Genomic DNA, 24,242 nt, shown 5'->3' with positions numbered 1-24,242 from the left:
CACAGTTTGCACAATAGAGACAAAGACCGGTCCAAAAACCGAATATCACATTGAGAGCATGTTTATGGCTTGCTCATTAGTAGCCTGAAAAATTCATCGTCATTAACTAATTTTTTCAATCAAGATAGAGGCATCTGCGTTGCTTTCAGTCCCGCCTGCTAGAGTCTGCAGGGTAACTGCCGCCGCACTAGTATGGTTTCTCAAGGTTAACACATCACCAGCGTTAGCTGTAATAATTACCATACCTGGGTTTGGTTGAGTTCCAGCCCCAGAACCGTAGGTGGCACCAGCAACGGCAACACCATTTTGGAAGAGGGTAAACTGGTTAGCTTCATTACATTCAGTGTTGAACCAGATAGAATAGGTGCCGGCAGCACCAAGGATAATTGGAGCTGTTCCCGGCGCATGGGTAATGCTACCTAAAATTACTCCGTTATCACTGAATAATATATCCGATTCTAACGGTACGACTTGAAGGCCCAAATTATAAATATAGGCAAATGCCGCTAATCCCGCACCCGCAGCTCCGGTTGCACCGGTGGCTCCTGCCGCTCCGGTGGCTCCGGTGGCTCCTGCCGCTCCGGTGGCTCCTGCCGCTCCGGTGGCTCCGGTGGCTCCTGCTGCTCCGGTGGCTCCGGTGGCTCCGGTGGCTCCTGCCGCTCCGGTGGCTCCGGTGGCTCCTGCTGCTCCGGTGGCTCCGGTGGCTCCTGCTGCTCCGGTGGCTCCGGTCGCTCCTGCTGCTCCGGTGGCTCCGGTCGCTCCGGTCGCTCCGGCCGCTCCGGTCGCTCCGGTACATGAGCTAAAGTTTATGCTTAAAAAAGGCGGATTGACACTTCCCGTACTTGCGTATCCAATAATCGTATCTATTTTATCTTCAATTCCAATAAGTGTAATACCGTCATTCACATGACAAGAGTTAACCCAACCTTGAACTAAATCCTTAATATCAATTCCTATATAAGACCCTACATCATGATCAGTTACATTAAAAGAATAAGGAGTAATAATTGTATTTGGTGCTGTATCCCAAGTTACAGTTGCTTGGTTAAAGTCATTTTCATTTTCATATATTGTTACGGTTTGTGGCGAAAGCTCTGCATCGGGTTTATCTTTCCTATTTACAAAAAGAAATAGCTTAGCACTACATATTATATCAGAGCAAAGTAAATTAATATCGAATTTCAATAATGTTCTATAAGCATCCGGTTTACAATGATTTACCTTACTTATAAGATATTGTCCTGTAAACAATTGATCGACAGCTCCAAAATTAGTATTGTGATAAAATTGGGATATATAGACACTATCAGTAGGGAAAACGTCGATAGTCGCCATTTTTACACCACCTTACACTTGTATTTTATCCATAATATGCCTATTATTGTAATTCGTTATCGTATCTCCCCCATCTCAACTCCAATTTAAACACAAATTATACTTCGCCCATCGATCGCACCTTAACCTTTGCAATGAACCTGCGAAATATATTCTCGGCAACCTTCATCTTTTAAAAGCTGAATGATTTTCACTTCTCAATTTCCTCCACCCTCATCCTGCTCTTCAACTAAAACTAAATGCGTTGGTGTGAGAATTTCTATCTTCTCAACCAACGCATTTAATATTTGTTCATCAATTTTATAACCAAAAAATACTTTCAATGAAGTCACACCAAAGTGCCTCGGGGGCTTAACTTGTCGGGTTTAAAAAACAAATAAAAAAATTAGCCTACTTGCAATACAACCAGCAGCCACTGCTTAACATCCACCCGTGGGGCATCACATAAGCAAAATAACTTGCTGAGTCAACTCAGTACTGACCAGCCAATACCTTAGGGTCAACCGATGTCTCTAAAGTTATCTCATAGCCTTTAGCGTATAATAAGCAATTCCGATTGCTCCTGGTCCAACATGTAATCCAATGACTGGACCGATATCCATTATATCTACGATTACCTCAAGATGTTCTTTAATCACGTTTGCAAGCTCTTTTGCTTCGTCCAGACAATTGATATGATGAATAACAATCTCTCCTAAATCACAGCTGTTTATATCCTGCAACATTGTATCAAACATAGCCAAAACCGCATTTTTCTTAGTTCTAACTTTCATCATAATTGTTGTCTTGCCGTTTTCCACAGTCAATATCGGAATAATTTTAAATAAATTTCCCAGCAAAGCACTAGCTCCGCCAATTCTTCCACCCTTTTTTAAGTAGTCTAAGTTCTCAGGAATAAATAAGAACCGACTTCTTTTAATAATGTCTAATGCTGCTTCTTTAACCTGCTCCAAGGACTTACCCGCTTGTGCTGCTCTCGCTGCCATGACAACAGCAAAGCCAAGCTGCATACAGTTGGACCTAGAGTCAACAATCTCTATCTTAGCATTCTCATGTCTTTCCAAAACCATCTTTTTCACTATTTGACCTGTTGAAAAAGTACCGCTCATATCAGATGATAAGAAAATACAGCACAGACTATCACCCTTCTCTACCACATCTAGCATTTCTCTATACATGTCCCCCACTGAAGGCTGTGAGGATGTTGGAATTCCATTCGAGGCCATCATTTTATAAAATCGATCATTATCTATGTCAATTTCTCTCATGCTGTCATTTCCGTAGGAAATATTTAAAGATACCATTTTAATATTTAACTCTTTTCTGATCTTTTCACTCAAATAGCTTGTGCTATCCGTTAAAACAATCACAGCCATCCTCTTATCTCACCTTCATCATTTACCTATTTTGTATTCCGACATACATTTTAGGCTGATTTTTCATGATAGTATTATAACATCTATTTTCAGTGCGTTAATACGCCTTGGATTACAATTGCCTGCAAAGCTGTTTAGATTATTTGGTTTTCAACCCCGCTCCCACAGGTTTAGAGGAAGCTCATTATAAAAAAGTTATGGCATAATATGCAAGACATGCAGCCACTAGGGAGCTTACGAAATTGACCATATCATTGCCGAAAAATTCGAAGCCTTTTACCTTATTGTTTTGCACTCTGCCTTCAGCTCTTTTTTCCGTGAGCCTCCCTCTACTGTCAACGTAAGCAGGTTGGAAAAACACCCCTAAGGCACTGTCTATAGCAGCACCGGCAAATCCAAATATCGTAATAATTGTACAATCCCTTATCAGTTCAAGGAAAGGAAACCGTACAAACATAAATATTGTATATATACCAGCAATAAACAAAGCGCCGCAAGCACTTGCAAACAATCCGAGGAATGTCACCCCACCGGACATACCTCTTTGTACTGGCTTCAAATTTATAATGGAAAATGGGGTTGCCTTACTCATAATACCGATTTCCGAAGCCCATGAGTCAGCATTACAGGCCGCTATTGCTACAAAATACGCTACAAAAAGCTGTTTATCAGGCATCAGGAAATGAGCTGCTGCAATGATAAATGCAGCCCCACCGTTGGCTAAGACCTGGACTTGGTCTCTGTTTCCGCCCTTATCATACAATGCCTTTTCGAGCTCTTCCTTCTCGTTTGCACGTAATTTTGTAAAAAAACTAGAGGATATAAAGAATCCTAACAAAGCAGCCAAGAAAGGAATACCGCCAGAAATATAAATCCCAACAGTCAGGAAAAAGGCAAAAAGAGCCCCCAAAAGTGTGAGTGCCTTCGCCTTGTATGCCAAAATACAAATTGCTATAATGCTGGCAATTACTGAAATATCTATCCAAAGAGTATCAAAAATCATTTTCTTCTAGAACCTTTTTAGATTATTCTATCATAAAGAATGATATGGGCGATATACATTTCATTAAAAGATTCCCGTCACTTGACCACCAATTTTCGATTATACTTCCATGTGGCTCTTCCGCCACACGGTCTATGAACCATCTGAATAATGGCATGTTGATTAAACCTGGGAAGTAGCGCAATAGAAGAAGGGAGCCTAATCTTGCGCTATTAGGATCCCTTCTTCTATTCATTCACTTATATAACTCCCATCGGGCAATAATTTACACAGTTCTTGCAGTCAAGGTATTTCTCCTAGTCAATAGTCGGGGCATCAAATCTAATTTGTCCAATCGCCCCCACCGAGCAACTCTTATTGAAGTACAAGCGCCTCCATATACCGCTTATATACCCCATCTTGGTATATAAGCGGTATATAGAAGGGACTGAATTGGCAATGAAAATTACCACCACCAGAGCCATTTTAACGACATCGGCGGTCTTAATAACTAATCTTCAGTATATCATCACCATAGTAATTTAACCCTATCGTTAAAAGTTCCTTAATGGGGTGACAATCTGGAGAGCCAGAACTTTTCCCTGTCGATCCTTAGCCACGGCACCACACCCTCCGCCACAGATCAAGCTGACCTCACAGGTCTGACATTCGGGGATCGTCAGCACACTCCGTTCCTGCCATTCTTTAACTTCATCGGCTTTGAGTTTAAACTCCGGAAAATACGTGCCGAGTTTATAGTTGTTTTGACCAGTCGTTGCGGTACACCCATAAATATCGCCGTAAAGATCAAAGACCCATTCTGTTTTACAGGCTGGGCAAGTGTCATACGAAGGTAAATATAGTTCCCCTGTCTGAACTAGGTGATTAATGCCCTTAAACTCTGGTCTATGAAACTTCTTCAAAATAGGATGTCTCTCTGCTAACTTAACAAACATTGCCCAATTCTTCCGTGACACCGAGCATAACCTTATCGTACGTCCCTTGCCCACCTGCAGTATGACGACGTTAGTCATGAACTTCTTGAGGCCCGTCTAATGTGATCAGTAATGGCCCCTCCAAAACAAGCAGCTACTGCTTCCGGATCCTGCTTAATCTCAGAGGGTAGAGGCGTTTCCGTCATTATGGTCCGAAACAACAAATCGGCCGCCGGGTTTTAGAGTACGATGAATCTCACGGTAAACAGCGACCTTATCCTCGACGTGATTGATAGCAAAGTTACTAAGCACGGCGTCCAGGCATTCATCCCCAATCGGGATTTTCTCCATCGACGATAGTAGAAAAGCCACATTCTTGCTCGTGACTTGATCCGCGCGTTCTTGGGCTCTTTCAATCATTTTCTGGGTAATGTCCCCCCCAAGCAAAGCCGTCCCCGCCAACCAGAGCTGCTGCTTGTAGGGTTTCCTCTCCTCGACCGCATCCGAGATCCAAGACTTTTTCACCCGGATGCAAACTCCGTTTCTGAAGCCCTTGCTACAAGCGGCTCCAGAGTGTCTGTTTTCTTAAACGAACCACGCACTCCACGTGCCTGGAGTTGCCAAATCGGCTCAGTAGAGAACACACTGCATCTCAGAAACGCCTACGTGCTCAAGTGTAATGGTAATATATGGCTACAGTAAAATGATATTAACATCTTTATATTCTCAACCTCACAATTTTAGTATTTGCTGATTGTTACTACTCAACTATAGATAAATTAGGATTGACTTCTTGCTCATAACTAACTTCATTAGATTTTTTACTAGAGAACATATTGGGATCAGCAAAAAACACAATTACTTTTGAGGTTACAAGGCCATAAATTAGGTGATGTAATATTGATGCATAACTACTTTTTGTAAGATGAGGCTTTAATCTATAAAAATTCATTTTTTGACCAAAATTATAAAGAAACCCCCAAGTTACAGTCGCTAGAAAGCCTCCCTTTATAAAATAATGATCTTTTCCAAACACACGAAAAACTGCAGTTAAAATAAGACCAATAACTGACCCTACTGTAACATGCAAAATCTCCCCTACAATAAAGTTTTTACCCTGTTTTAACTTGCCAGGTCTCATTATCATTGATCCTGCTAAATGTCCGTAAAGTCCTTCAGTTTTGTTATTACGCCATAAAATAAAATTAGACAAATCCATGCTGAGAGCACCTATTAACCCACCTAACAGACCGACTACCATAGAGTCTTTGATTTTTGGCAATTTATTTAATAACTTGAGTCAATTTCATAATGTTTAATTGTTAAAGCTCAGACCTTCAGAATTTCGTTAGTAACATTTTTTGAAGATTTATGCTGCAGCTATACGTTTGAACTTGTTCAATCGGTCTACGGCTAATTTGCAGAGGGTATAGGTCAGGATAGAAAACTCGAAATCGACTTTGGCTACGTTTCCTCGATGTCGAATGTTGTTTAACTGAAAGTACTCTTTGAGATAAGCATTAACACGTTCTACGGCTGTTCTCTGTTTATAGAGTTCAAAGTAGCGCCCACTTCCTCTGGCTGGAACGGTGTATTTTCTGGGGTCTGAGGAAACCTTAACCTTGAATACCTTTTGACACTGGTTGTTTTCTTTCAGAGGACACTCTTTGCACTCCTTGGGTTGAGTATATTTCAACGTGTCGTATCGGGAATCATAGCTATCATATCGGTAGGAATGACCTTCTTGACACTTAGGGCAAAAGTATTTGTCCTTGTCTTCAGGTAGTTGTTCATTGCGTGGATTGTAATCAATCAGGGCCCTTGACCCCATGGCTTTTGCTTGTTGGTAAATTGAGCTGTAATCGTAACCAGCATCCAAAAGCGAATAGGAAGGCTTCAGCTGGGGGTGAAGTTCATGAAGAGCCTTGAGTAGAGGAATCGCCATTTTGCCATCATTGACATTTCCCGAGGAAAGTAAGGACTTTAAAATGTATTGGCTTTTACAGTCCACGAGAAGATGACCTTTGAACCCGAACCAAAAGACGTTTTTGCCCTCGGAGTTTTTCTTAATTCCCCAGTGAGGATCTTGCGGGATTTGCTGTTCGATCGTCTTGAAATCAAGAGGAAGTTGAGCTTCAATTTTCTTCTCAAAGAGGGGTCGATTCTCTTCCAGTTCCTGTTGTTCTTTGAGCCATTTCTCCCGTTCCGATTTGGGTTTTCGTCCGCGTTTTTTGGAGGTTTGCTTGACCGGAATCTCTTCGTCTTTCTTTTTCTCAGGTTTACGGTCTCTCGCTTCAATATGAGTAGCATCGATGGCTATAACATCCCCATCGATGAAGCCTTCTTGAAACGCCTGAGAGACTAGTTCATTTTGAATTTTTTCCAAAGCAGAAGAACCCTTGATTTTTTGAATCATTCGAGTATAAGAGGACTCGCTAGGAACTGCATCAGCCATCGTAAAGCCGCAGTCGAAACGGAATTCCAAGCTGTTTTTTAATCGTTTTCGTAAATCTTTGATCGTAGGAATTCGTTCGATCACTCGAATGAATAAAGAATAGATCATGGCTGAATAGTTAAGCGTGGTTGGAGCTCCCAAAAATGCCCTTTTTGAAACCACTCTCAACAAAGGAGTAATATTCAGCGGTTCCAATAGAAGCGGATACGATTCTTTCGGTGACATTTCTAAGATTTCTTCCAAGGAAAATAGACGTTCTTGGCGAATACTAAACATTGGGAGTTCTCCTTTCAACCTCTCGGTGTTTGTTTGGTCACTTACACTTTCGAGATTTTGGGGAGGTACTCCTTTTTTTACGGGTAAAAAGCCCGCTTATATCAAGGGGTATGAATTATGAAACTAACTCACTTAACTATATTTATTATCAAGATTCTCACCTCTTAAAAATATTTTAAGTTATTATTTACATAATGTAATTTGCTTATCACTCAATATAATTCCAAATGTTCCTATTTTATAGCGTTACTAAAATATTTACCATAAAAATAAAATTTTATAAATGTTAATACTAATAACAAAAATCTAGCGCCAATAAGACATATCCTATAGTCAGGATTGCCTGTTTGTTGTTCAAAAGGCCTTTTCTAAATCCTTCTCATTTTTTCTCACATGCAGCATCACCATTCTGTTGGTTGATGCAAATCTACACATGCTTTTTATTCTCTGTTCCCCAGGCCGACCTTCTAAACTTAGAACCGCGGTTTTGGCAGAACAGTTTCCCGCAAAAAGGGTACCCGTGGAAGTGCTCCTTCCTGTCTTAGAGTACCCGCGCATGCTGTACCTTCTCTTAAATTCCAGTTGAACGGCTGCAAAATCTTCTTTAGAAATAATTGCCGGGTGGCAATCCTCGACGTAGTATTGGGCAGCATGGCCATTACTTTCAACACATTTTTTGCTTAGAAAGTCTACCGTATAGGTTTTTTGTCTAATGACTCAAAACTATTGATACAAATTAACGATGCACCTCCGCTTTTGATAAAGGGGGGTGCATCGGCTTAAAAAGGGGTGCATTCCGTAAATTAGCAGCAGCTACCATCCGAACAATCACAACTCGGTTCGGTCCCTGTAAGCCAGCCTTTAATAATGGCCGAAGCGCAACCAACGCCAGGTTTAACTTCCAGAGCATTAAACGGACAGTTTTTGACGCATGCGCCACATTCGATGCAATTATCTTTTTCCGTAATTACCGATTTACCATTTGTCATGACAAAAACGTTATGAGGGCAGACCTCAAGACACTTTCCACAGCCTGTGCATTTCTCGGGTTCCATCTTTAAAGTAGAGACATTTTTCAAATATCTATTCTTCATTTTATACTCCTTTTGTGCTAGATAAAGCTATTAACCAAAATCAAAATAACCCCTAAAACTACCGAAATTATAATCGCCGGAATAGCCGTTTTCATCTCTTTCAATACACCTGAGAAGGAAGTATATGTTGAAGAGCCTGTGAAATTCATAGCCAGGTAAGCAGAAAGTGAAGGAAGAATCAACAAATAACCCAGAGCTTTTAATAAGCCATATTGCGGTGCATACGGCCATCCATTCAGCAAATTTACGATGACTGCCCAGATAAGCCCCAATAACCAGCCTTTCCAAGCGAAGGCCCGTCCGGGAATCCAAGGGAGCAGTACCGGAGTTAACACACATCCAACGATCAAGGAACCTAAATACCCGTAAAAATCAACGAAGCCGAATGGCCCTATCCCAATAAGGTTTAGCAAAAAAAGCACTCCAAATATCATTAATGAAGGCTTAATTGTATTAACTAATTCAACCGGAGTTAAAACCAACCTATCATAGGCACTGAACTTAACCCTCCTCATTTCAGAAGCAGCCTTCATTCCGGCATTCATAAAGTCCTTAATATCCTTAGCTCTTACCGGTCCATAGATAACTCTGAAACCAGAATACTTTAATACTTCGTGACCGACGACACCCGGTGCCCCTAATTGTGGCAGTATTATATTTCTGTGAGAAACAACCTTGTCTAATTGAACGATAGCAATACGGTTTATAATTTCTGTTGTCCCAAATGTCCCCTTGCCTGCGGCACACCAAACGTTAATTCCTTTGGTATCTATAACCATGATATAGGCATCGAATCCGCTTAATTCTTTTCTTAAGCTGTCAAAGCTCATTTTATAATTTGCCGAAACAAAAACGGGGGAGGATTTATCAGGCTTTCCGATACTATAAAGACCCGGCTCGACTTTATAATTCATCCGGTTTATTCCCCATCGGGCCTTCCAAGAACCTAATATATCACGCATCATTAATTCCGAAGACGTTTGAGTAATTTTGATTTCTCTGCTACTGCTTATTTCTAACATAGTGCTCCTCATCTTAGACTGTAATTTCGTTGTTTGCTATCCGTTCCTTCAGGTCTAAAACCATATTTTCTATAGTTCTTGCCGTCTTCAGGAACTCTTCGTCACTTTTTCCAGAAGGATCTTCAATACCCCAGTCTTCTCTGTAATTGCAGGGTACATAAGGGCAATTCACATTACAACCCATTGTAATAACAATATCCGGTGTTGGAATATCCGAAATAAGCTTCGAGAACTGCGCCTCTTCCATATTAAAATGGTACAGCTGTTTAATAATCCGAACGGCATCCTGATTGATATACGGTCTCTTCTCCGTACCGGCTGAATAGGACTCAAAGACATCTGATGCAAGCATTTTGCCAAGAGCTTCTGCCATCTGTGAGCGACACGAGTTGTGCACACACACAAATGCAACTTTAACTTTGTTCATTAGTATAACCCCTTAGAAAGTAAATTCTATTCTATCAACTTTTTTGCAATCCAAAATATTTTCGGCGCCAGCTCAATGCAACATTGACAAGAGCAATCATAACCGGCACTTCAATCAACGGCCCTATCACAGCGGCAAAAGCTTGACCGGACTGAATTCCGAACATAGCGACTGCAACGGCTATTGCCAACTCAAAATTATTGCTCGCCGCAGTAAACGATAAACTTGTTGTTTGAGCATAATTAATCCCCATCCGTTTACTTATGAAAAAGGACAGCGTAAACATAACAGCAAAATAAATAACGAGCGGAATACCTATCTTTACAACATCAAGTGGTAATTGAACAATATAACGGCCTTGATAACTAAACATAATAACGATGGTAAATAACAAAGCGATCAATGCTAATGGGCTTATTTTGGGAACAAATACACCTTTGTACCAATCAGTTCCCTTAGCCGGTTCTAAGAAAAGCCTCGTTAGCATACCTCCTAGGAAAGGTATGCCTAGATAGATTCCTACACTGGCTGCAACATCACCCATTGAAACATGGACCTGCATTCCTTTCAGGCCAAATACTCCCGGCAAAACCGTAATAAACAAATAGGCATAAACGGAATAAAACAGCACTTGAAATACAGAGTTAAAGGCTACCAGCGCCGCCGCATACTCAGAATCTCCTTCAGCCAAACTGTTCCAAACAATGACCATGGCAATGCACCGAGCCAATCCAATGAGAATTAACCCAACCATGTACTGGGGATAACCACGTAAAAAGATTATCGCAAGTAAAAACATTAAGACAGGCCCTATCACCCAGTTTTGAATTAAGGACAAGCCTAAAACCCGGCCATTTTTAAAGACCTTTCCGATTTCCCTGTAATTAACTTTAGCTAAAGGGGGATACATCATAACGATTAAACCAATAGCAATCGGTATCGAGGTCGTCCCAACCGACAAGTGATTAAGAAATTGAGAAAACGAAGGAACAAAGTATCCTAATCCCACCCCAACTGCCATAGCCAAGAAAATCCATAACGTTAAATATCGGTCCAGAGTAGAGAGTTTGCGACTAACAGGTTTCTCATGGTTCATTATGTATCGCCTCCAATTTTATTTAACTATTCATAAAAAACATATAAGCCTTATCATAGGTAATGTGTGTTCCATTAATCACGATAACTTAAGTTTTCCTTAACATATCAAGAAATTTTGATGGTTACCTCAAAATAATAGGGGTTATAGTTGAAAAATAACCCCTAATTCTTTGCTATACTCTCGTATGGCCTCCTTATTCAGAGTATAATATTTCCACTTTCCCTTGGGTATTTCTGTGACAAGCCCACTTTCGCAGAGTTCTTTCATATGGTAAGAAACACGAGACTGAATCATACCAAACTCCTCCATAATCTCACAATTGCACACGCCCTCCATGTCTGTCTGACATAGTGATGAAGTGCATCCTTTATGGTTGAGGAGCATCAATAAAATGTTATAGCGAATAGGATCACCGAGTGCTTTCGAAATTTTAACAATATCTATCATGAAACTAATTATATCAAATTTTTTAGATATGAACAAGAGGCATATGTATCCTCACTGTTGTCTTCGTGCTTGTATTAGATTATACAAATAAATTAAAATTGATTTATATTAGTATTTTATAATATAATTATTCTTGTAAAGCGATTATACCTATAAAGGATGAACATCATGAACCAAATAGAATTAAGCGCAAAAATTTTAAAGGCGTTGGGCCATCCGATTCGTTATAAGATTGTTAAATTTTTACTCGATGGACCTAAATGTGTCTGCAAGCTCACTGAAGATGTTGAATTTAGCCAATCAAACCTATCACAACACTTAAAGATCCTTAAAGAGGCTGGTTTAGTCGCAAGTGAGAGGGTTGGGCTCAATATTCATTATCGAATAAGCTCTGAGAAAGTTAAAGCTATTATTGAACTAACGGATGAGTTTGCTATCGCCCATATTATGAGCATTCAAGAATCTATTACTTAAGGAGGTACAGAAAATGGAGATCAAAATTCTGGGCAGCGGTTGTGCCAACTGCAAGAAATTAGAGGCTAATGCCAAAGCGGCCATTGCTGAGATAGGAATCGATGCCTCGATAACGAAAGTTGAGGACATTAAAGAGGTCATGAAGTACGGCGTCATGAGAACTCCTGGATTTGTGATTAACGAAAAGGTGAAATCGTATGGAAAAGTATTGTCTGTGGCCGAAATTATAAAGTTAATTCAAACGCAAAATTAAATTCACCAACCTTTGCTACCTTTTCTATTATTCACCACAACTTGACCTTAAAACCGCCATCAGATGATGACGGTTTTTTTATTTTTTACGGTCTGCCTCTCTTGAAAAAGAAAAATGACGTATTATAATAATATTAGAAAATACTTAATTACTTATAGGAGGTGAACATTCATCCTTCAGTCGCTTCTCTCTTATCGTTTTATAGGCTATATTGTACCCTCTTTCCCAAGCACATAACCAGTTTAAATAGTAATACAGGAAGTGATTATATGTTTACTTGGACTCAAAATTTAGCCGACTGGCTTATTTACTCCGTATTTAATATTGCCAAAGATTCAAAACTTGGAAGTGCGCTTGACTTTTTTGTCTACGATACTATCAAGATCTTCATTCTGCTTTTCTTAATCATCTATGCAATTACCTTTATTCGCAGTTTCTTTCCACCGGAAAAAACCCGAAAAATTCTTGCTGCTAAAAAAGGGCATACCTTTCTTGCTCACGTCCTCGCAGCACTGCTTGGCATCGTCACTCCCTTTTGTTCCTGCTCAGCGGTGCCCTTGTTTATAGGCTTTGTTGAAGCCGGTATTCCCTTAGGAGTAACATTTTCATATTTAGTAGCTGCCCCAATGGTTAATGAAGTCGCTCTGGGACTCCTATACAGCCTCTTCGGGCTTAAAATTGCTCTCATCTATATTGTGTCCGGCGAAATCATCGCTCTTATAAGCGGTCTCATCTTAGGCAAGCTCGGATTAGAAAAATATGTCGAGGGCTATGTCTATGAAATTAAGCTTAATGATGATGGGCTCGAAATACCGATTCCCACGTTAAGCGAACGACTTCGCGATGCCTGGGTTTTCACCTTGGACCTCATTAAGAAAATATGGATTTATGTCGTGATAGGTATTGCGATTGGTGGATTTATGCACGGATGGATTCCTAAGGATGCGCTGGCCAAATACGCCGGGAAAAATAATCCTTTTGCTGTGGTGGTCGCAGTTCTCTTCGGTATCCCGTTATATTCGAACGCTGCAGGTGTCATTCCTCTGGTCAGTGAGCTTACCAGAGCAGGTGTCGCTATGGGCACCGCGCTCGCTTTCATGATGGCGGTCACCGCCTTGAGCATTCCTGAAATGATCTTACTGCGTAAGGTTTTAAAGCCAAAACTGCTTGCAATTTTTGTAACGATCGTCGGTTGTGGAATCATTTTTACGGGTTATATGTTTAACTTCATCATTTCATAAGCCATTTACTCTTAAACTCATCAGTTGTTTTGAGTCTAAGTTTATTCTTCCCCCCCAAAATAAGTGAAACGAGGTGTGTGGACGTGAAGAAGAATCTTATCGCGTTACTTGGCCTGGCCGGATTTATTGTTATGGCTGATAATTGGGTCGTTTCTCCCTTATTACCTGCGATTTCTCAAAACTTGAACATCGATATTGCTAAAGCCGGCTTATTAATAAGTGCTTACATGATTCCTTTTGGTATTTTTCAGGTTATCTTTGGACCGCTTGCCGATCGCTATGGCAAAAAACAAGTGATTACATTTTCCATGATTGCATTTACTATTGCGACAGGTCTCTGTGCTTTCGGCAGCAGCTTGACGAGCCTAGCCCTTTTCAGGGCTTTGACAGGATTGTTTGCTGCTTCAGTCATGCCAATTTCCTTGGCTTTAATTGGTGATGTCTTTCCTCTTCAAGAGCGACAAGGTGCCATTGGCAGTTTTATGGGCATCTCTTTTCTCGGCCAAGGATTGAGTATGGCCATTGGCGGAACCATTGCCTTTTTTCTGAACTGGCGAGGGGTTTTTGCGGCCTATTCTGTTTTTTCTCTAATCCCAACAATTTTACTTCTTAAAAACTACAAAAGTCTGCCCTCTGATAAAAATCCTAACAGTAAACTACTAGCACCCTACAAAAAACTTTTGGCGACTTCCGAAAGTCTCCTCACGTATTTTATAGTCTTGCTCGAAGGGATTTTTATCGTTGGCAGTTTTTCCTACATTGGCTCCTATATAGCACAAACTTATCACTTTAATTTCTTTTATATCGGTCTCATCATGACAGGTTTTGGAATTATGACGGTTATAGGAGGACGTTTAAGTGGTAAACTCTCACAAAAAGTCGGGGCTAGAACAGTATTAACTTTTGGATTGCTATTTGCTGCCCTGGCCGACTTTATTCTCTATTCTTTGGGTACAAATCTAATCCTGCTTATTTTAGGAGTCGCTCTGTTAGGGCTTGGCTTTATCTTTACGCACTCAACATTATTGACCAGGGCCACAGAATTTGCCCAAAAAGCACGAGGAGCGGCCATGTCACTAGTTGCCTTCTGCTTTATGGGAGGCGGTGGTGTTGGGACGGCCATTGGAAGCAGACTCATAGCAACTTTTGGACTATTGCAGCTGTTTATTATCTATGGGGTTGCCTTAGTTATTACTCTTTGCTTAAGTTTTGTTTTCATTCGTGGACATGTCGTTGGAATCAAAACTTCCAAATAGCCTATATAAATCTTCAAATCTATAATTCTATGCTGAAAAAGAATCGTGAATGTTTACCTAACCCATATTAATACTCAATGTAGTTCACGGCTTTGTCGAATTTACTGTTACCGTTTTCATTAAGCCTCTCTGAAACATTTATGACCTTGCTTCAAGGTGTAATTTCCTCGAAAGCAAGGTCATTTTTTTGTAATAAATTAGTTCGTTCATTATTCACACTAAGAATACCTCATCATCCGTATTTAATAACTCTTCATAGTTTTCATTATTTTTGGATCAAAATCCTTAGTCATGACAACCTCTTCATGTGGTTTAATTCTAGCAATTTCAAATTCCTTGGAAGCACATTTTGCAGGGCAGCCATTCAGGGCAATAAACTTCTCGTTAGAAACTGTTTCATTATTAAGGGGTAAATTCAAATGAGGTAATACGCGTACTATCTTATCATCCTCGAAAAATGCAGCTACCGTTTTTGTCATCATACTAACGTTACAACGTCCTTGACAAGGGAATATTCCAATATTCATAATAGTTATCCTTTCATTGCTCAAGGCACTGCATACTTATAACCGAAAACCATCATTAATACTAATGTTCATTTTACCCTTTTTTATCTCTTGCTCAACTAACAAAAGATGTTGTATAGGTGGCAAAGGCTCGCCATCTTCAATAATTTTTTGGATAAAATAGAGACAGTCTGATTTTTCATGTTCAGAATTACTCGTCGTTTTGTACTTAAAGCAGATCATCTGATCATTATCTACCTCAATACCTAATCCGCAATTTCGACATGTCTTCATGTTCAAGCACCTTCTTTGGCTGAATTTGTATTAAAGCCTCTCCACTATGAATGGAAAGGCCAATCAAATCATACTACATCGGCTGCCCGTTTTTATCGTAATACTTTTTACTTCTTTTTAGTTAATCGCTCACATAAATCCGGGTCCTTCCTGATTCGTGATGGCATAGATTGATTGAGTTTAGATTCGAGAGATTGGGCATAACTTGCTAACAAACTTCCTTCTTCTCCCGGAAATACTAAACTAAAGACACCCATATTAAGAGAATAATAAATCCATTTACCTTCCTTTGTATCGCGTAAAATCCCAGCGTGTTTAAGAATCTTTAAATGATGAGACACGGCAGGTTGGGAAAGACCAAGTCGCTCTATGATTTCACAGACGCACATTTCCTGTTCAGAAAGCATATCAACGATCATTAACCTAGTTTCATCACCTAAAGCCTTATAAAACTCAGCAATCTTTTCTAGTTGAATTGTAATAAAAACACCCTCTATTTTCATTAATATATTTAAGTTTATCGATATCATAATTATAGTATTTTGAGTTTTTGTTTACAACTTATTCTATAGATTTTTCGGGTGGCTTTTGACGTTAATCATCTATAAACTTATTATTATTTTACGTACTGCTTCCATTGCTTTTACTATTTCCAGCTCTGATGTGAAGTGCGAAGGGCTGAGACGAACCAATCCTTGATCTATATTAAAATGGGTTTTGCGTTTTATCCAGCAAAACCCCGAAGTCCTACATGATTAAATTCAAGAAATACCTAGTAAGCATATTTGACAAAACGATGATGCACATTAAGATAACCATTAGTTTAGGTTTAAGAACTCACTTGAAATAATTCTCTCTGGTAAAAATGTGTCATTAAGGATTATTTATTATATATATTATTAATCTTTTCTACTACAGCATCTTTAATTTTTCCTAAGTCCGTTGATGAATTTAGGTCAAAGTTCTTTGAAATACCTAAGTCCTTAGAAACGATTAGATGTTCCTCCGGGGTAAAACCAGCCTTCTCAAGAGTTTTCTTAGCACAACTCATTGGGCATCCATCGACGGCAACAATTCCTTTAGCATTTTTAGCGCCGTTGGTAATATTGGCGAGACCGGCGGAAATACTTGCTAGACAGAGAAGAGCTGCCTTATCGTAGCCAACCTCATTTGCAGCCTTCACTGAAGAAAGCATCGTGGATTGGCCTACATTAGAGGCACCTGCGCAGTAGAATACAGCAACCGGACTTTTTCTTTCCTCGACTTCAATACCCTTTGTCTTCTTATCCATGTAGGGAAGATACCAATTTTCTTTTTCCTTTTTTACCCCATTTGTATTTTGCTCCTCGGTTGTTTCCGTGCTTACCAAATTATTGTTTTCGTCCATTTCTTTATTCCTCCTTTTGATTTTTGTTTCTAATGCCTGAAATAAGAGCACCTATAAAGCTCAGTACTGCCGCTATATAATAAACCTTCTGGGTGCTTTCTAAAAAATTAGCGCCATAATTATTCGCCGTTTTACCGAAAAAAACTGAAAATAAAGAAACCGAAAACGCTATACCTATAACCATTCCAAGATTTTTTACAAGCTGTGTAATGCCATTAGCTGCTCCAAGTTTGGTTTTGGGTACGTTCCCCATAATACAGCTATTGTTTGGTGATTGGAACAGTCCCAGAGAGAGGCCCATCAAAGCTAAATATACAAGGATCAAGTATACCGGCGTGTGCAACGTGGAATTCGCCAATAAAATCAAAGCAACACCATTTATTAAAAGCCCTGACGCTGTCAAAATTGTTGCTCCGATTTTATCAGAAAGCGCTCCACTAAAGGGTGATATGACAGCCATAGCGATGGGAAAAGCCATCATATACAGGCCGGATTTTTCAGTACTGAACCCCAAAACTCTTTGATAGTAAAAAGGTATCAGTACCGTTGGAGAATACATAGTTATGAATGAGATTAACGATGATATGACTGAGGATGTAAAGATCCAATTGTTAAATAAGTTCAAATCTATCACTGGATACGATACTTTTCTTTCATATAATATGAAGGATATGCTAGTAATCAAAAATGCCAAAACGCTTCCATAGATCAACGGATTTCTCAATCCCATGGTATTAAGATTTGAAAAGCCGTATATGAATGTAATAATTGCAATTACTAGTAATACTGAGCCTAAAGCGTCAAATTCAAAATGCTTATTCTCGGTCTTTTTATCCCGTGGTATCGAAAAGTAAGATGCTGCAAAACCCGAAATTGATACAACAAAGGTAAGAAAGAATACCGTCTGCCATCCCCACAACCCGATAGCTAGTCCTCCCAACGGAGGCCCTGCAATACTGCCAATAGCCATTGTCATGGCTAAAACTCCAATGTTCTTGCCTCGTTCGGTTGGGGGATAATTTTCAGTAACAATAGCCATACCGTTAGCCATAACCATTGCTCCACCTACAGCTTGCAAAGACCTCATGATTATCAGCATTGGCAGATTCATTGAAAACCCACAAAACAACGTAAATATAGAAATTACAAAAAAACCCAGATTATAAATCTTTCTTCTACCAAAATGATCAGCTATCGTCCCTAATATGGGTAATAGTGCAGACATGATAAGAAGATAAATTGAAGTAACCCATTGCACTGAATTCATAGTTACCCCGAACTGCTTGGCCATGACAGGCAATCCTACATTAACAACACCACTGTCAAACATAGACATAAAAGCACCGATCATAATGGTATACAAAATAAATTTAGACTTTGTTTTAGTTTGTATACTCATAAAGCCACCATCTTTCTATCTCATAAAAATATTCTTATTACAGCATTTATCAACTTCCGCCTGGAGCATGGCTTATACCATGATGCTCCTTAAGAAAATGCTCAATTTTATTGAAATCTTTTCAATATCCGACAGAAACATATCTTCCATATCGACGTGCGCCTCGAAACATCTCATTTTTTCGTCATCATCCAGGAATGTAAATGATGCAAAGGTGAGATAAAGCCTTAAAGACTCTGTGATAATTTACATGTTAACACCACCTTCCAACAACATATTCAAATATATAAATGTGTATATATAAAATATACCCCCTTATTCAGGGGGTGTCAATATTTGCTTAAGCTTTTTGTAGCTAAAATACAATTCCTTTGTTCACAGTAAAAATTATTTTATTACCACTTACGGAGAATTGCGCTTAAACTTTTCTGTAGAATCACTGAATAGCTCCTACAAGCATCAATTTGAACTAATTAATAGTCCAAACACCGTTGCAAATCGAGAAACTTGCTGCGATGGGCACACGGAGCTGGCCCGCCGCGACCGAATTTAATCTCACAGAAGCGAATTGACGTAAAAAACAATAAAGTAACAATCGATTAACGATTCATTTCAATAGTCAACATATTACCCAACTTATTTCCTAACTTCCTCCAACACATACATATCTGTTCTCCGATGGTGCAAAAGGGGCAGCTGGGCTCGAACTTGATCCACGACATCTAAATCCAGTTCATGGATCATATACCCCTCTCCCTCCTCCAATTCTCCGATCACATTGCCCCAGGGGCCCACTGCAATGCTGTGTCCCCAGGAAATATATTCTGATGACGAATCTCGGGCGGGTGCTGTACCCAAGGTATACGCTTGATTATCCACCGCCCTTGAACGGAACATGAGCTCCCAATGAGCAGGACCGGTGGTCATATTGAAAGCAGCTGGTACGAGGATGATCTTAGCTCCTTTTGTGACCATCAGCCTGGCTATCTCAGGAAATCGGAAATCATAGCAAATGCAGATACCCATTTTACAAAACTCAGTATCAAATACTGTCACGTGATTGCCGGAAGCAAGTGTATCTGACTCCTTAAAATGCTGTCCGTCTTGAATGTTAATATCAAAGAGATGGGCTTTCCGATGCTTAGCAATTTGCTTTCCCTCACGATCAAAGACGTAGGCAGTATTGAAAACTTTACCCGCCTCGTCCACTTCGGGCATAGAACCGGCAGACAAATATACCCGGTGCTGCTTTGCGAGTTCTGAACAAGTCTGCCACAACCCATCGCCCTCCCGTTCAGCATAAATGGGAAAGTTGGAGGTTTGATACGGACAGGCAAACATTTCGGGCAGGGTAATGAGATCGACATTTTCGGGACTCAGTGTTTCCAGGTATGAAGACAGCATTTCGATAGTTTGCTTTTTTTCTGCATACACTTTCGTCTGCAGTTGTGCCACTTTTAGTTTCGCCATTGACATTGGGGACCCACTCCTTCTTACCTATGTTCAATCATCATCTTAGCTTTTTGCCGGTTAATTAGAGCAGATGCTTCAATGATAAATTCCTCAGGGTTCGTCTGGAACTGATCGAAGGTTTCCTTTTTAATGCCCTGTAAAATAAGGCTTACGGCATTTCTCGTCAGACCTGTTGACTCAACGATTTTTCCTATCAAATCATACCTGACTTTTTTATTAATCGCCAAGTCGATCTTACCTGTTCCGCCCGCTGTCTTTCTTAAGACCTCTCCACTTTGCAGAGTTTCTTTAGATTCGAGATAATCTATTTCAGCGTGTTCGATTTGAAAGCAGATTTGAGGCACTTTTAGAGACTTATCTAAACTCCGGATTAACTTGCCAACAAATTCATCGTCAGGAAAATCAACCAAATAGGCAGACTTGACCTCTAGGTTACTCTTTAGAGTTTCAAACGTCTTCATTTCAATTATTTGCTTATGAAGTGTTGGATGTGTTAAGCCGGGATAGCGGCTGCGCGCATCCTCGGGCACCATGACTTGAGGGGGGTAAGCTGGCAGGTCTGCCGCGGTCTCCCTAATCTCTGCCTGAAGATCCTGAACAAAGCTGTCATAGCTCTCATTAGCAATGACCGTTAAGACATTAACTTCATGGACATCTTCGCCTAACTCATGAATGTCCATTCTTTCGCCCTTTTGATTGACACATAAACGGAGTCCTCGTCCAACCTCCTGGCGTTTTCTAATGTCTGAACTGCTCTGTTTGAGGGTACATATCTGGAAGACATTGGGGTTATCCCATCCTTCTCGAAGAGCTGAGTGAGAAAAAATAAAACGTACCGGCTCGTTGAGATCTAAGAGCCTTTCTTTGTCTTTCATAATCAAATGATAAGCATCCTCATCATCAGAGATAAACTCATTCTTATCCCTGGTTTTGCTCTCGATTATGCGATTATTTTTTTTATCCACGGAAAAATAACCCGCATGAGTCTCCTCAGCCGTTATTCTCATTAAATAAGTTAAATAGTCCTGTTCATAGAAGACCTGTTGACTTTTCTTTAATACAGCTTGGTACTCTTCTTCAAAAATCTCGGCATATTCTCCATGGATTGCTCTCCCATTCTCATCATATTTCTTATAGTTCGCCACCTCATCAATGAAAAATAGTGACAAAACTTTAATACCTTTATTAAACAATTGAGACTCCCGCTCAAAATGTGATTGGATCGTTTCTCTTATCTGAATCCGGCGGAGGTGTTCTTCATTTACTGAACCCATAACCTCGCCAACCGCAATCATTACACCGTTCGAAAATTCTACGGTCTTTCTCAGACCATTAATTTTCGAAACTATATATCCCCTATACTCTTCCAACCCTCCCGAATGGACATATAGATTGTAGCCTTCTCCAATCACTCGGGATGCCTTTTTTACACCTCTGCGGGTCTTTATTTCAAACTCTAGGATGGCTGTCGGAGAGCGATCACCAAACAGGTTAATTTTCTCAAGAAATATATAGCTTTCAGAAGCTGTTGTCCCTGTGACTGAAATCCCCTTAACCGCTATTTTTTTGACCAGCCGCTTATGATAGGCCTCCAGAGCATCAAGCCTGTAGACTAAATTATAAAGGGAGTCTGTTTTATGCGTTGCCGAATAACGCAAGATCAATAAGGGCCTGAATTCTTTAAGCCTCTCTTTCGTTGCAGGTCCCTCAACTGATTGAGGTTCATCGATAATGAGGATCGGATTAGTTGCGGCAATAACGTCAATGGGCCTGCGGGAACAAAAACTATCTTGTTTAATATGAATACGTCTGACGTCCTTCCCCCGAGAATTAAAGGCATGCGAGTTAATAATCATGACATGGATTCCGCAATCCGAGGCAAACCGAGCGATTTTGCTTAAGCCCTTGGAATCGTAGATGAAGTAATGAATTTTTGTACCGTACTCTTCTGCGAAATGATCTTTGGTCATCTCAAAGGTTTTATAGACACCTTCCCGAATAGCCACAGAAGGGACAACAATAATAAACTTGCTCCAACCGTAACGCTTATGGAGTTCAAACATTGTCTTGATATACGTGTAAGTTTTTCCTACCCCGGTTTCCATTTCAACGGTTAAGTTATATCTGCCTTCTATTTTGGGCGATAGTTTAATCTGGTTTTTCCTTTGTATTTTATGAAGATTAGCCTTTATCACTTCATCTGAAAGCAAAACCCTCTGGTTGCAATATCCCTCAAAGCCAGAGTTAGCGATGATTGTTGCCTGTTCATAAGCAGCCATCATTTCTTTATCAGATCTATAGGCAAAAGCAATATTTGGCTGACCGGAAAAAATATCACAAACTGCATCCGCCGCATCAGCTTGGAATTTTTGCTGCTTAAATTTAAGCTTCAAAAAATACCCCTCCTAAATAACTTTAACTGACGTATTCGGCGCCAAAAATTTGAAGATTGCTTCAAGATTGATTTTATCCGCGCTGCCGGTAAAACTGCTGTCTCTAAAAACAGCCAACCGTGGTTTCCGCTGGGCGATTTCGCGAATAACCGTTTCGGAAATTTTGTCTGCGAAACAAGCTGCAAGCAAATCCTTTTCAACCATATGGACTGCCTTTCCGGCGATCGTTTCAACGTTATGATTCAGGGTTAAGGGCAAGCCCCAATCAAGAATGATGCTGTAAAGAAGATCCAGATCCGTTCGGTCATCTTTAATATTCGATTCTAATCCCTCGAGCATTGCTTGATGATAGTCACTGGCTGCATAGTAGACGTCTTTCATATTCGTGCTGTCTAGCTTGAAGACTCTAAAACCTATATCCAGGGTATTAATAGTTTCTTTGTCATTGTACTCACTTACTATCATTTCTCCAGCCCGGTGTATTCGTTCTTTGCCAATTTCACAGATATTCTTATATCCAACTTTAAATGCTTCACTCTCTTTATTACAGGGTTCCTGCAACTGCACCATTATAAATTTGCGGTTACCTTGATCTTCAGCATTTAACTCCATGACTGCCTGAGCCGTTGTTGCTGAACCGGAAAAAAAGTCAAGTATCATACAATTTTCCTGGGGATTTGTCGCTAATTTCAGGAAGCGTTTTATTAATTCAACAGGTTTTGGATTATCAAAGATACTTAACCCGGCAAAGATCTTTTTGATTAACTGTGTTCCGTTTGTTGTCGTCTCTATATCATTCCAGATAGTTTTCGCGACTTTCCCTCTCTCTTCCGCTTCCCAAATAAATCTCTTGCGCTGGGGAGCTCCTTCGCCGGTTTTACCAAAAACAATTCTCTGATCTTTGAGTAATTCCTGAAATTTATGATAGTCATTTTTCCAGCTGCAATTAGCATTGGGTTTGTAAACAACACCGGTCTTGGGATTTACAATCTCATATTGTTGGTTAGGTCTCCAGCCACCCACTTGAAAAGGATCTGCTTTCCACTTACCGCGAGGATCATTGTCAGGATTGGCGAAGCCTTCCCCCTCTACTGCCAATCGAAACTTTTCCCGGTGTTTAACATAATAGTCCATGGATTTAAAGTAAACCAGATTATGGGTATGCGAAACAGAAATGATGGCCGTATTCGTCACAGATTTCGTAGATTGCCAAATGATATCTGCCAAAAAGTTTTCTTCTCCAAAAACCTCATTGCCAATCTTTTTTAGGTTATCAACTTCAAGATCACTAATGCTGATGAACATGACACCGTCTTCTTTTAACAGTCGGTGTGCCAGGCGCAGGCGCGGGTAGATCATACTGCACCAATCGCTATGAAATCTTCCATTGGTTACAGTATTCTGAAATAATCTGCAGCCTTTTTCATCATACAGGCCCATTTGTTCTTCATATTTATTTCTATCCATCTTAAAGCTATCTTTGTAAATAAAATCCTTTCCCGTATTGTAGGGAGGATCGATATAAATAACTTGAATGCTATTCAAGTAGCCTGCCTGCATCAGCTTTAAGACTTCAAGATTATCGCCTTCAATGTATAAGTTCCCCGTTGTTTTCCAGCTCTTGCTTTCCTCAAAACATGGCCGGAGGGTCTTCCGAATAGGCTTATTGGCCTCCACTATGGCCGCTTTTTTACCAACCCAGGTGAATTCATAACATTCTTCTCCATCAATGACATCCCCAGAAAGTTCTTGCTTCAGTAATTTGAAATTTATTCCCTTCGTGATATTTCCAGCTTTATCCCGTCTTTCAGTGATGACATTAGGGAACAGCGAACCTATAATTTCGATATTTTTCTGTATTATATCTGAGCTCTCCAAATTTAGCTTTTCCAAACCTTGCAACCCCCATCTAGTCTTGTTGGATAGCATGTTCAGTTTTAACTAATTGTATTTCGCTCTTAAGCTCTGATGACTCATATTGGCCAAATATATATAGTCTTTCTTCTAGAAAGTAAAAGGATAAAAGATTAGGCCAAACTTTAGTTCCTTAGGACAAATAGGCATAGAAGATGAATTAGAAAAGTATAATTTATTAATTATTCATAATATTCTAAATTA

25 protein-coding genes and 1 pseudogene are annotated in these 24,242 nt (G+C 40.0%); 4 read left to right on the top strand and 22 right to left on the bottom strand.

Annotation, left to right across the window (positions count from 1 at the left end):
* Positions 1 to 102: 102 nt before the first annotated feature.
* From DESACI_RS23540 to DESACI_RS07730, 14 genes and pseudogenes are all read right to left on the bottom strand, one after another.
* Entirely contained in the window at positions 103 to 1,335 is a 1,233-nt protein-coding gene (locus tag DESACI_RS23540; protein WP_014826637.1) for a DNRLRE domain-containing protein, read from the bottom strand.
* Between the two features lie 197 nt (positions 1,336 to 1,532).
* Positions 1,533 to 1,658, bottom strand: coding sequence for a hypothetical protein (locus DESACI_RS25420; RefSeq protein ID WP_282434160.1), 126 nt, complete (start codon positions 1,656 to 1,658; stop codon positions 1,533 to 1,535).
* A 195-nt stretch (positions 1,659 to 1,853) separates the two neighbouring features.
* On the bottom strand, positions 1,854 to 2,711 hold the full coding sequence (locus DESACI_RS07785; RefSeq protein WP_041276006.1) for a DegV family protein: 858 nt from the start codon (positions 2,709 to 2,711) through the stop codon (positions 1,854 to 1,856).
* Positions 2,712 to 2,895: 184 nt separating this feature from the next.
* Entirely contained in the window at positions 2,896 to 3,714 is an 819-nt protein-coding gene (locus DESACI_RS23025; protein WP_014826634.1) for a DUF92 domain-containing protein, read from the bottom strand.
* Positions 3,715 to 4,247: 533 nt separating this feature from the next.
* The gene (locus DESACI_RS07775; protein WP_049804043.1) at positions 4,248 to 4,649 is read right to left on the bottom strand and encodes an SPASM domain-containing protein; all 402 of its coding nucleotides are present in this window, start codon (positions 4,647 to 4,649) and stop codon (positions 4,248 to 4,250) included.
* Positions 4,650 to 4,808: 159 nt separating this feature from the next.
* Positions 4,809 to 5,048: a class I SAM-dependent methyltransferase gene (locus tag DESACI_RS07770; RefSeq protein ID WP_207643918.1), complete on the bottom strand. Its 240-nt coding sequence runs from the start codon at positions 5,046 to 5,048 to the stop codon at positions 4,809 to 4,811.
* 340 nt (positions 5,049 to 5,388) lie between these two features.
* Positions 5,389 to 5,910 (bottom strand): hypothetical protein, encoded by a 522-nt coding sequence (locus DESACI_RS07765; RefSeq protein WP_148271278.1) that lies wholly within the window; start codon positions 5,908 to 5,910, stop codon positions 5,389 to 5,391.
* A gap of 87 nt (positions 5,911 to 5,997) precedes the next feature.
* Positions 5,998 to 7,359, bottom strand: coding sequence for an IS1182 family transposase (locus tag DESACI_RS07760; RefSeq protein ID WP_014826382.1), 1,362 nt, complete (start codon positions 7,357 to 7,359; stop codon positions 5,998 to 6,000).
* A 473-nt stretch (positions 7,360 to 7,832) separates the two neighbouring features.
* Positions 7,833 to 8,030 carry a hypothetical protein gene (locus DESACI_RS24485; protein ID WP_158310160.1) on the bottom strand — a complete coding sequence of 66 codons (198 nt, stop codon included), beginning with the start codon at positions 8,028 to 8,030 and terminating at the stop codon, positions 7,833 to 7,835.
* 132 nt (positions 8,031 to 8,162) lie between these two features.
* Positions 8,163 to 8,459 (bottom strand): annotated as a pseudogene (gene hgcB / locus DESACI_RS07750) (mercury methylation ferredoxin HgcB); the annotation flags it as partial.
* Between the two features lie 11 nt (positions 8,460 to 8,470).
* Complete coding sequence (gene hgcA / locus DESACI_RS07745; protein ID WP_014826630.1) at positions 8,471 to 9,475, bottom strand: mercury methylation corrinoid protein HgcA; 1,005 nt, start codon at positions 9,473 to 9,475, stop codon at positions 8,471 to 8,473.
* 13 nt (positions 9,476 to 9,488) lie between these two features.
* Positions 9,489 to 9,902 (bottom strand): arsenate reductase ArsC, encoded by a 414-nt coding sequence (locus tag DESACI_RS07740; protein ID WP_014826629.1) that lies wholly within the window; start codon positions 9,900 to 9,902, stop codon positions 9,489 to 9,491.
* A 34-nt stretch (positions 9,903 to 9,936) separates the two neighbouring features.
* Positions 9,937 to 10,998, bottom strand: coding sequence for an ACR3 family arsenite efflux transporter (arsB, locus tag DESACI_RS07735; RefSeq protein WP_014826628.1), 1,062 nt, complete (start codon positions 10,996 to 10,998; stop codon positions 9,937 to 9,939).
* 144 nt (positions 10,999 to 11,142) lie between these two features.
* Positions 11,143 to 11,448: an ArsR/SmtB family transcription factor gene (locus DESACI_RS07730; protein ID WP_041276363.1), complete on the bottom strand. Its 306-nt coding sequence runs from the start codon at positions 11,446 to 11,448 to the stop codon at positions 11,143 to 11,145.
* A gap of 168 nt (positions 11,449 to 11,616) precedes the next feature.
* Between DESACI_RS07730 and DESACI_RS07725 the strand changes: the two genes are divergently transcribed.
* From DESACI_RS07725 to DESACI_RS07710, 4 genes are all read left to right on the top strand, one after another.
* On the top strand, positions 11,617 to 11,922 hold the full coding sequence (locus DESACI_RS07725; RefSeq protein WP_014826626.1) for an ArsR/SmtB family transcription factor: 306 nt from the start codon (positions 11,617 to 11,619) through the stop codon (positions 11,920 to 11,922).
* A gap of 13 nt (positions 11,923 to 11,935) precedes the next feature.
* Entirely contained in the window at positions 11,936 to 12,175 is a 240-nt protein-coding gene (locus DESACI_RS07720) for a thioredoxin family protein (protein ID WP_014826625.1), read from the top strand.
* Positions 12,176 to 12,444: 269 nt separating this feature from the next.
* Entirely contained in the window at positions 12,445 to 13,416 is a 972-nt protein-coding gene (locus DESACI_RS07715) for a permease (RefSeq protein ID WP_014826624.1), read from the top strand.
* A gap of 83 nt (positions 13,417 to 13,499) precedes the next feature.
* Positions 13,500 to 14,672 carry an MFS transporter gene (locus DESACI_RS07710; RefSeq protein WP_014826623.1) on the top strand — a complete coding sequence of 391 codons (1,173 nt, stop codon included), beginning with the start codon at positions 13,500 to 13,502 and terminating at the stop codon, positions 14,670 to 14,672.
* Between the two features lie 242 nt (positions 14,673 to 14,914).
* Here the strand turns inward: DESACI_RS07710 and DESACI_RS07705 are convergent, their stop codons facing one another.
* The 8 genes from DESACI_RS07705 to DESACI_RS07670 form a co-directional block, all read right to left on the bottom strand.
* Complete coding sequence (locus DESACI_RS07705; protein WP_158310159.1) at positions 14,915 to 15,154, bottom strand: putative zinc-binding protein; 240 nt, start codon at positions 15,152 to 15,154, stop codon at positions 14,915 to 14,917.
* A gap of 81 nt (positions 15,155 to 15,235) precedes the next feature.
* Entirely contained in the window at positions 15,236 to 15,472 is a 237-nt protein-coding gene (locus tag DESACI_RS07700) for a PH domain-containing protein (RefSeq protein WP_014826621.1), read from the bottom strand.
* A gap of 107 nt (positions 15,473 to 15,579) precedes the next feature.
* Positions 15,580 to 15,975 (bottom strand): ArsR/SmtB family transcription factor, encoded by a 396-nt coding sequence (locus tag DESACI_RS07695; protein ID WP_014826620.1) that lies wholly within the window; start codon positions 15,973 to 15,975, stop codon positions 15,580 to 15,582.
* Between the two features lie 377 nt (positions 15,976 to 16,352).
* Positions 16,353 to 16,859, bottom strand: coding sequence for a putative zinc-binding protein (locus DESACI_RS07690; RefSeq protein WP_014826619.1), 507 nt, complete (start codon positions 16,857 to 16,859; stop codon positions 16,353 to 16,355).
* 4 nt (positions 16,860 to 16,863) lie between these two features.
* Positions 16,864 to 18,210 carry an MFS transporter gene (locus tag DESACI_RS07685; RefSeq protein WP_202947872.1) on the bottom strand — a complete coding sequence of 449 codons (1,347 nt, stop codon included), beginning with the start codon at positions 18,208 to 18,210 and terminating at the stop codon, positions 16,864 to 16,866.
* Between the two features lie 684 nt (positions 18,211 to 18,894).
* Complete coding sequence (locus DESACI_RS07680; RefSeq protein ID WP_041276361.1) at positions 18,895 to 19,728, bottom strand: carbon-nitrogen hydrolase family protein; 834 nt, start codon at positions 19,726 to 19,728, stop codon at positions 18,895 to 18,897.
* A 23-nt stretch (positions 19,729 to 19,751) separates the two neighbouring features.
* Positions 19,752 to 22,124 carry a DEAD/DEAH box helicase family protein gene (locus DESACI_RS07675; RefSeq protein ID WP_014826616.1) on the bottom strand — a complete coding sequence of 791 codons (2,373 nt, stop codon included), beginning with the start codon at positions 22,122 to 22,124 and terminating at the stop codon, positions 19,752 to 19,754.
* Between the two features lie 12 nt (positions 22,125 to 22,136).
* Complete coding sequence (locus tag DESACI_RS07670) at positions 22,137 to 24,017, bottom strand: site-specific DNA-methyltransferase (RefSeq protein WP_014826615.1); 1,881 nt, start codon at positions 24,015 to 24,017, stop codon at positions 22,137 to 22,139.
* Positions 24,018 to 24,242: the final 225 nt, after the last annotated feature.

Origin of the sequence: Desulfosporosinus acidiphilus SJ4, assembly GCF_000255115.2 — a bacterium.
Classification (GTDB): Bacteria; Bacillota; Desulfitobacteriia; order Desulfitobacteriales; family Desulfitobacteriaceae; genus Desulfosporosinus; species Desulfosporosinus acidiphilus.
The sequence above is the reverse complement of the archived record's forward strand: the minus strand, read 5'-3'. Positions and strand labels throughout refer to the sequence as shown.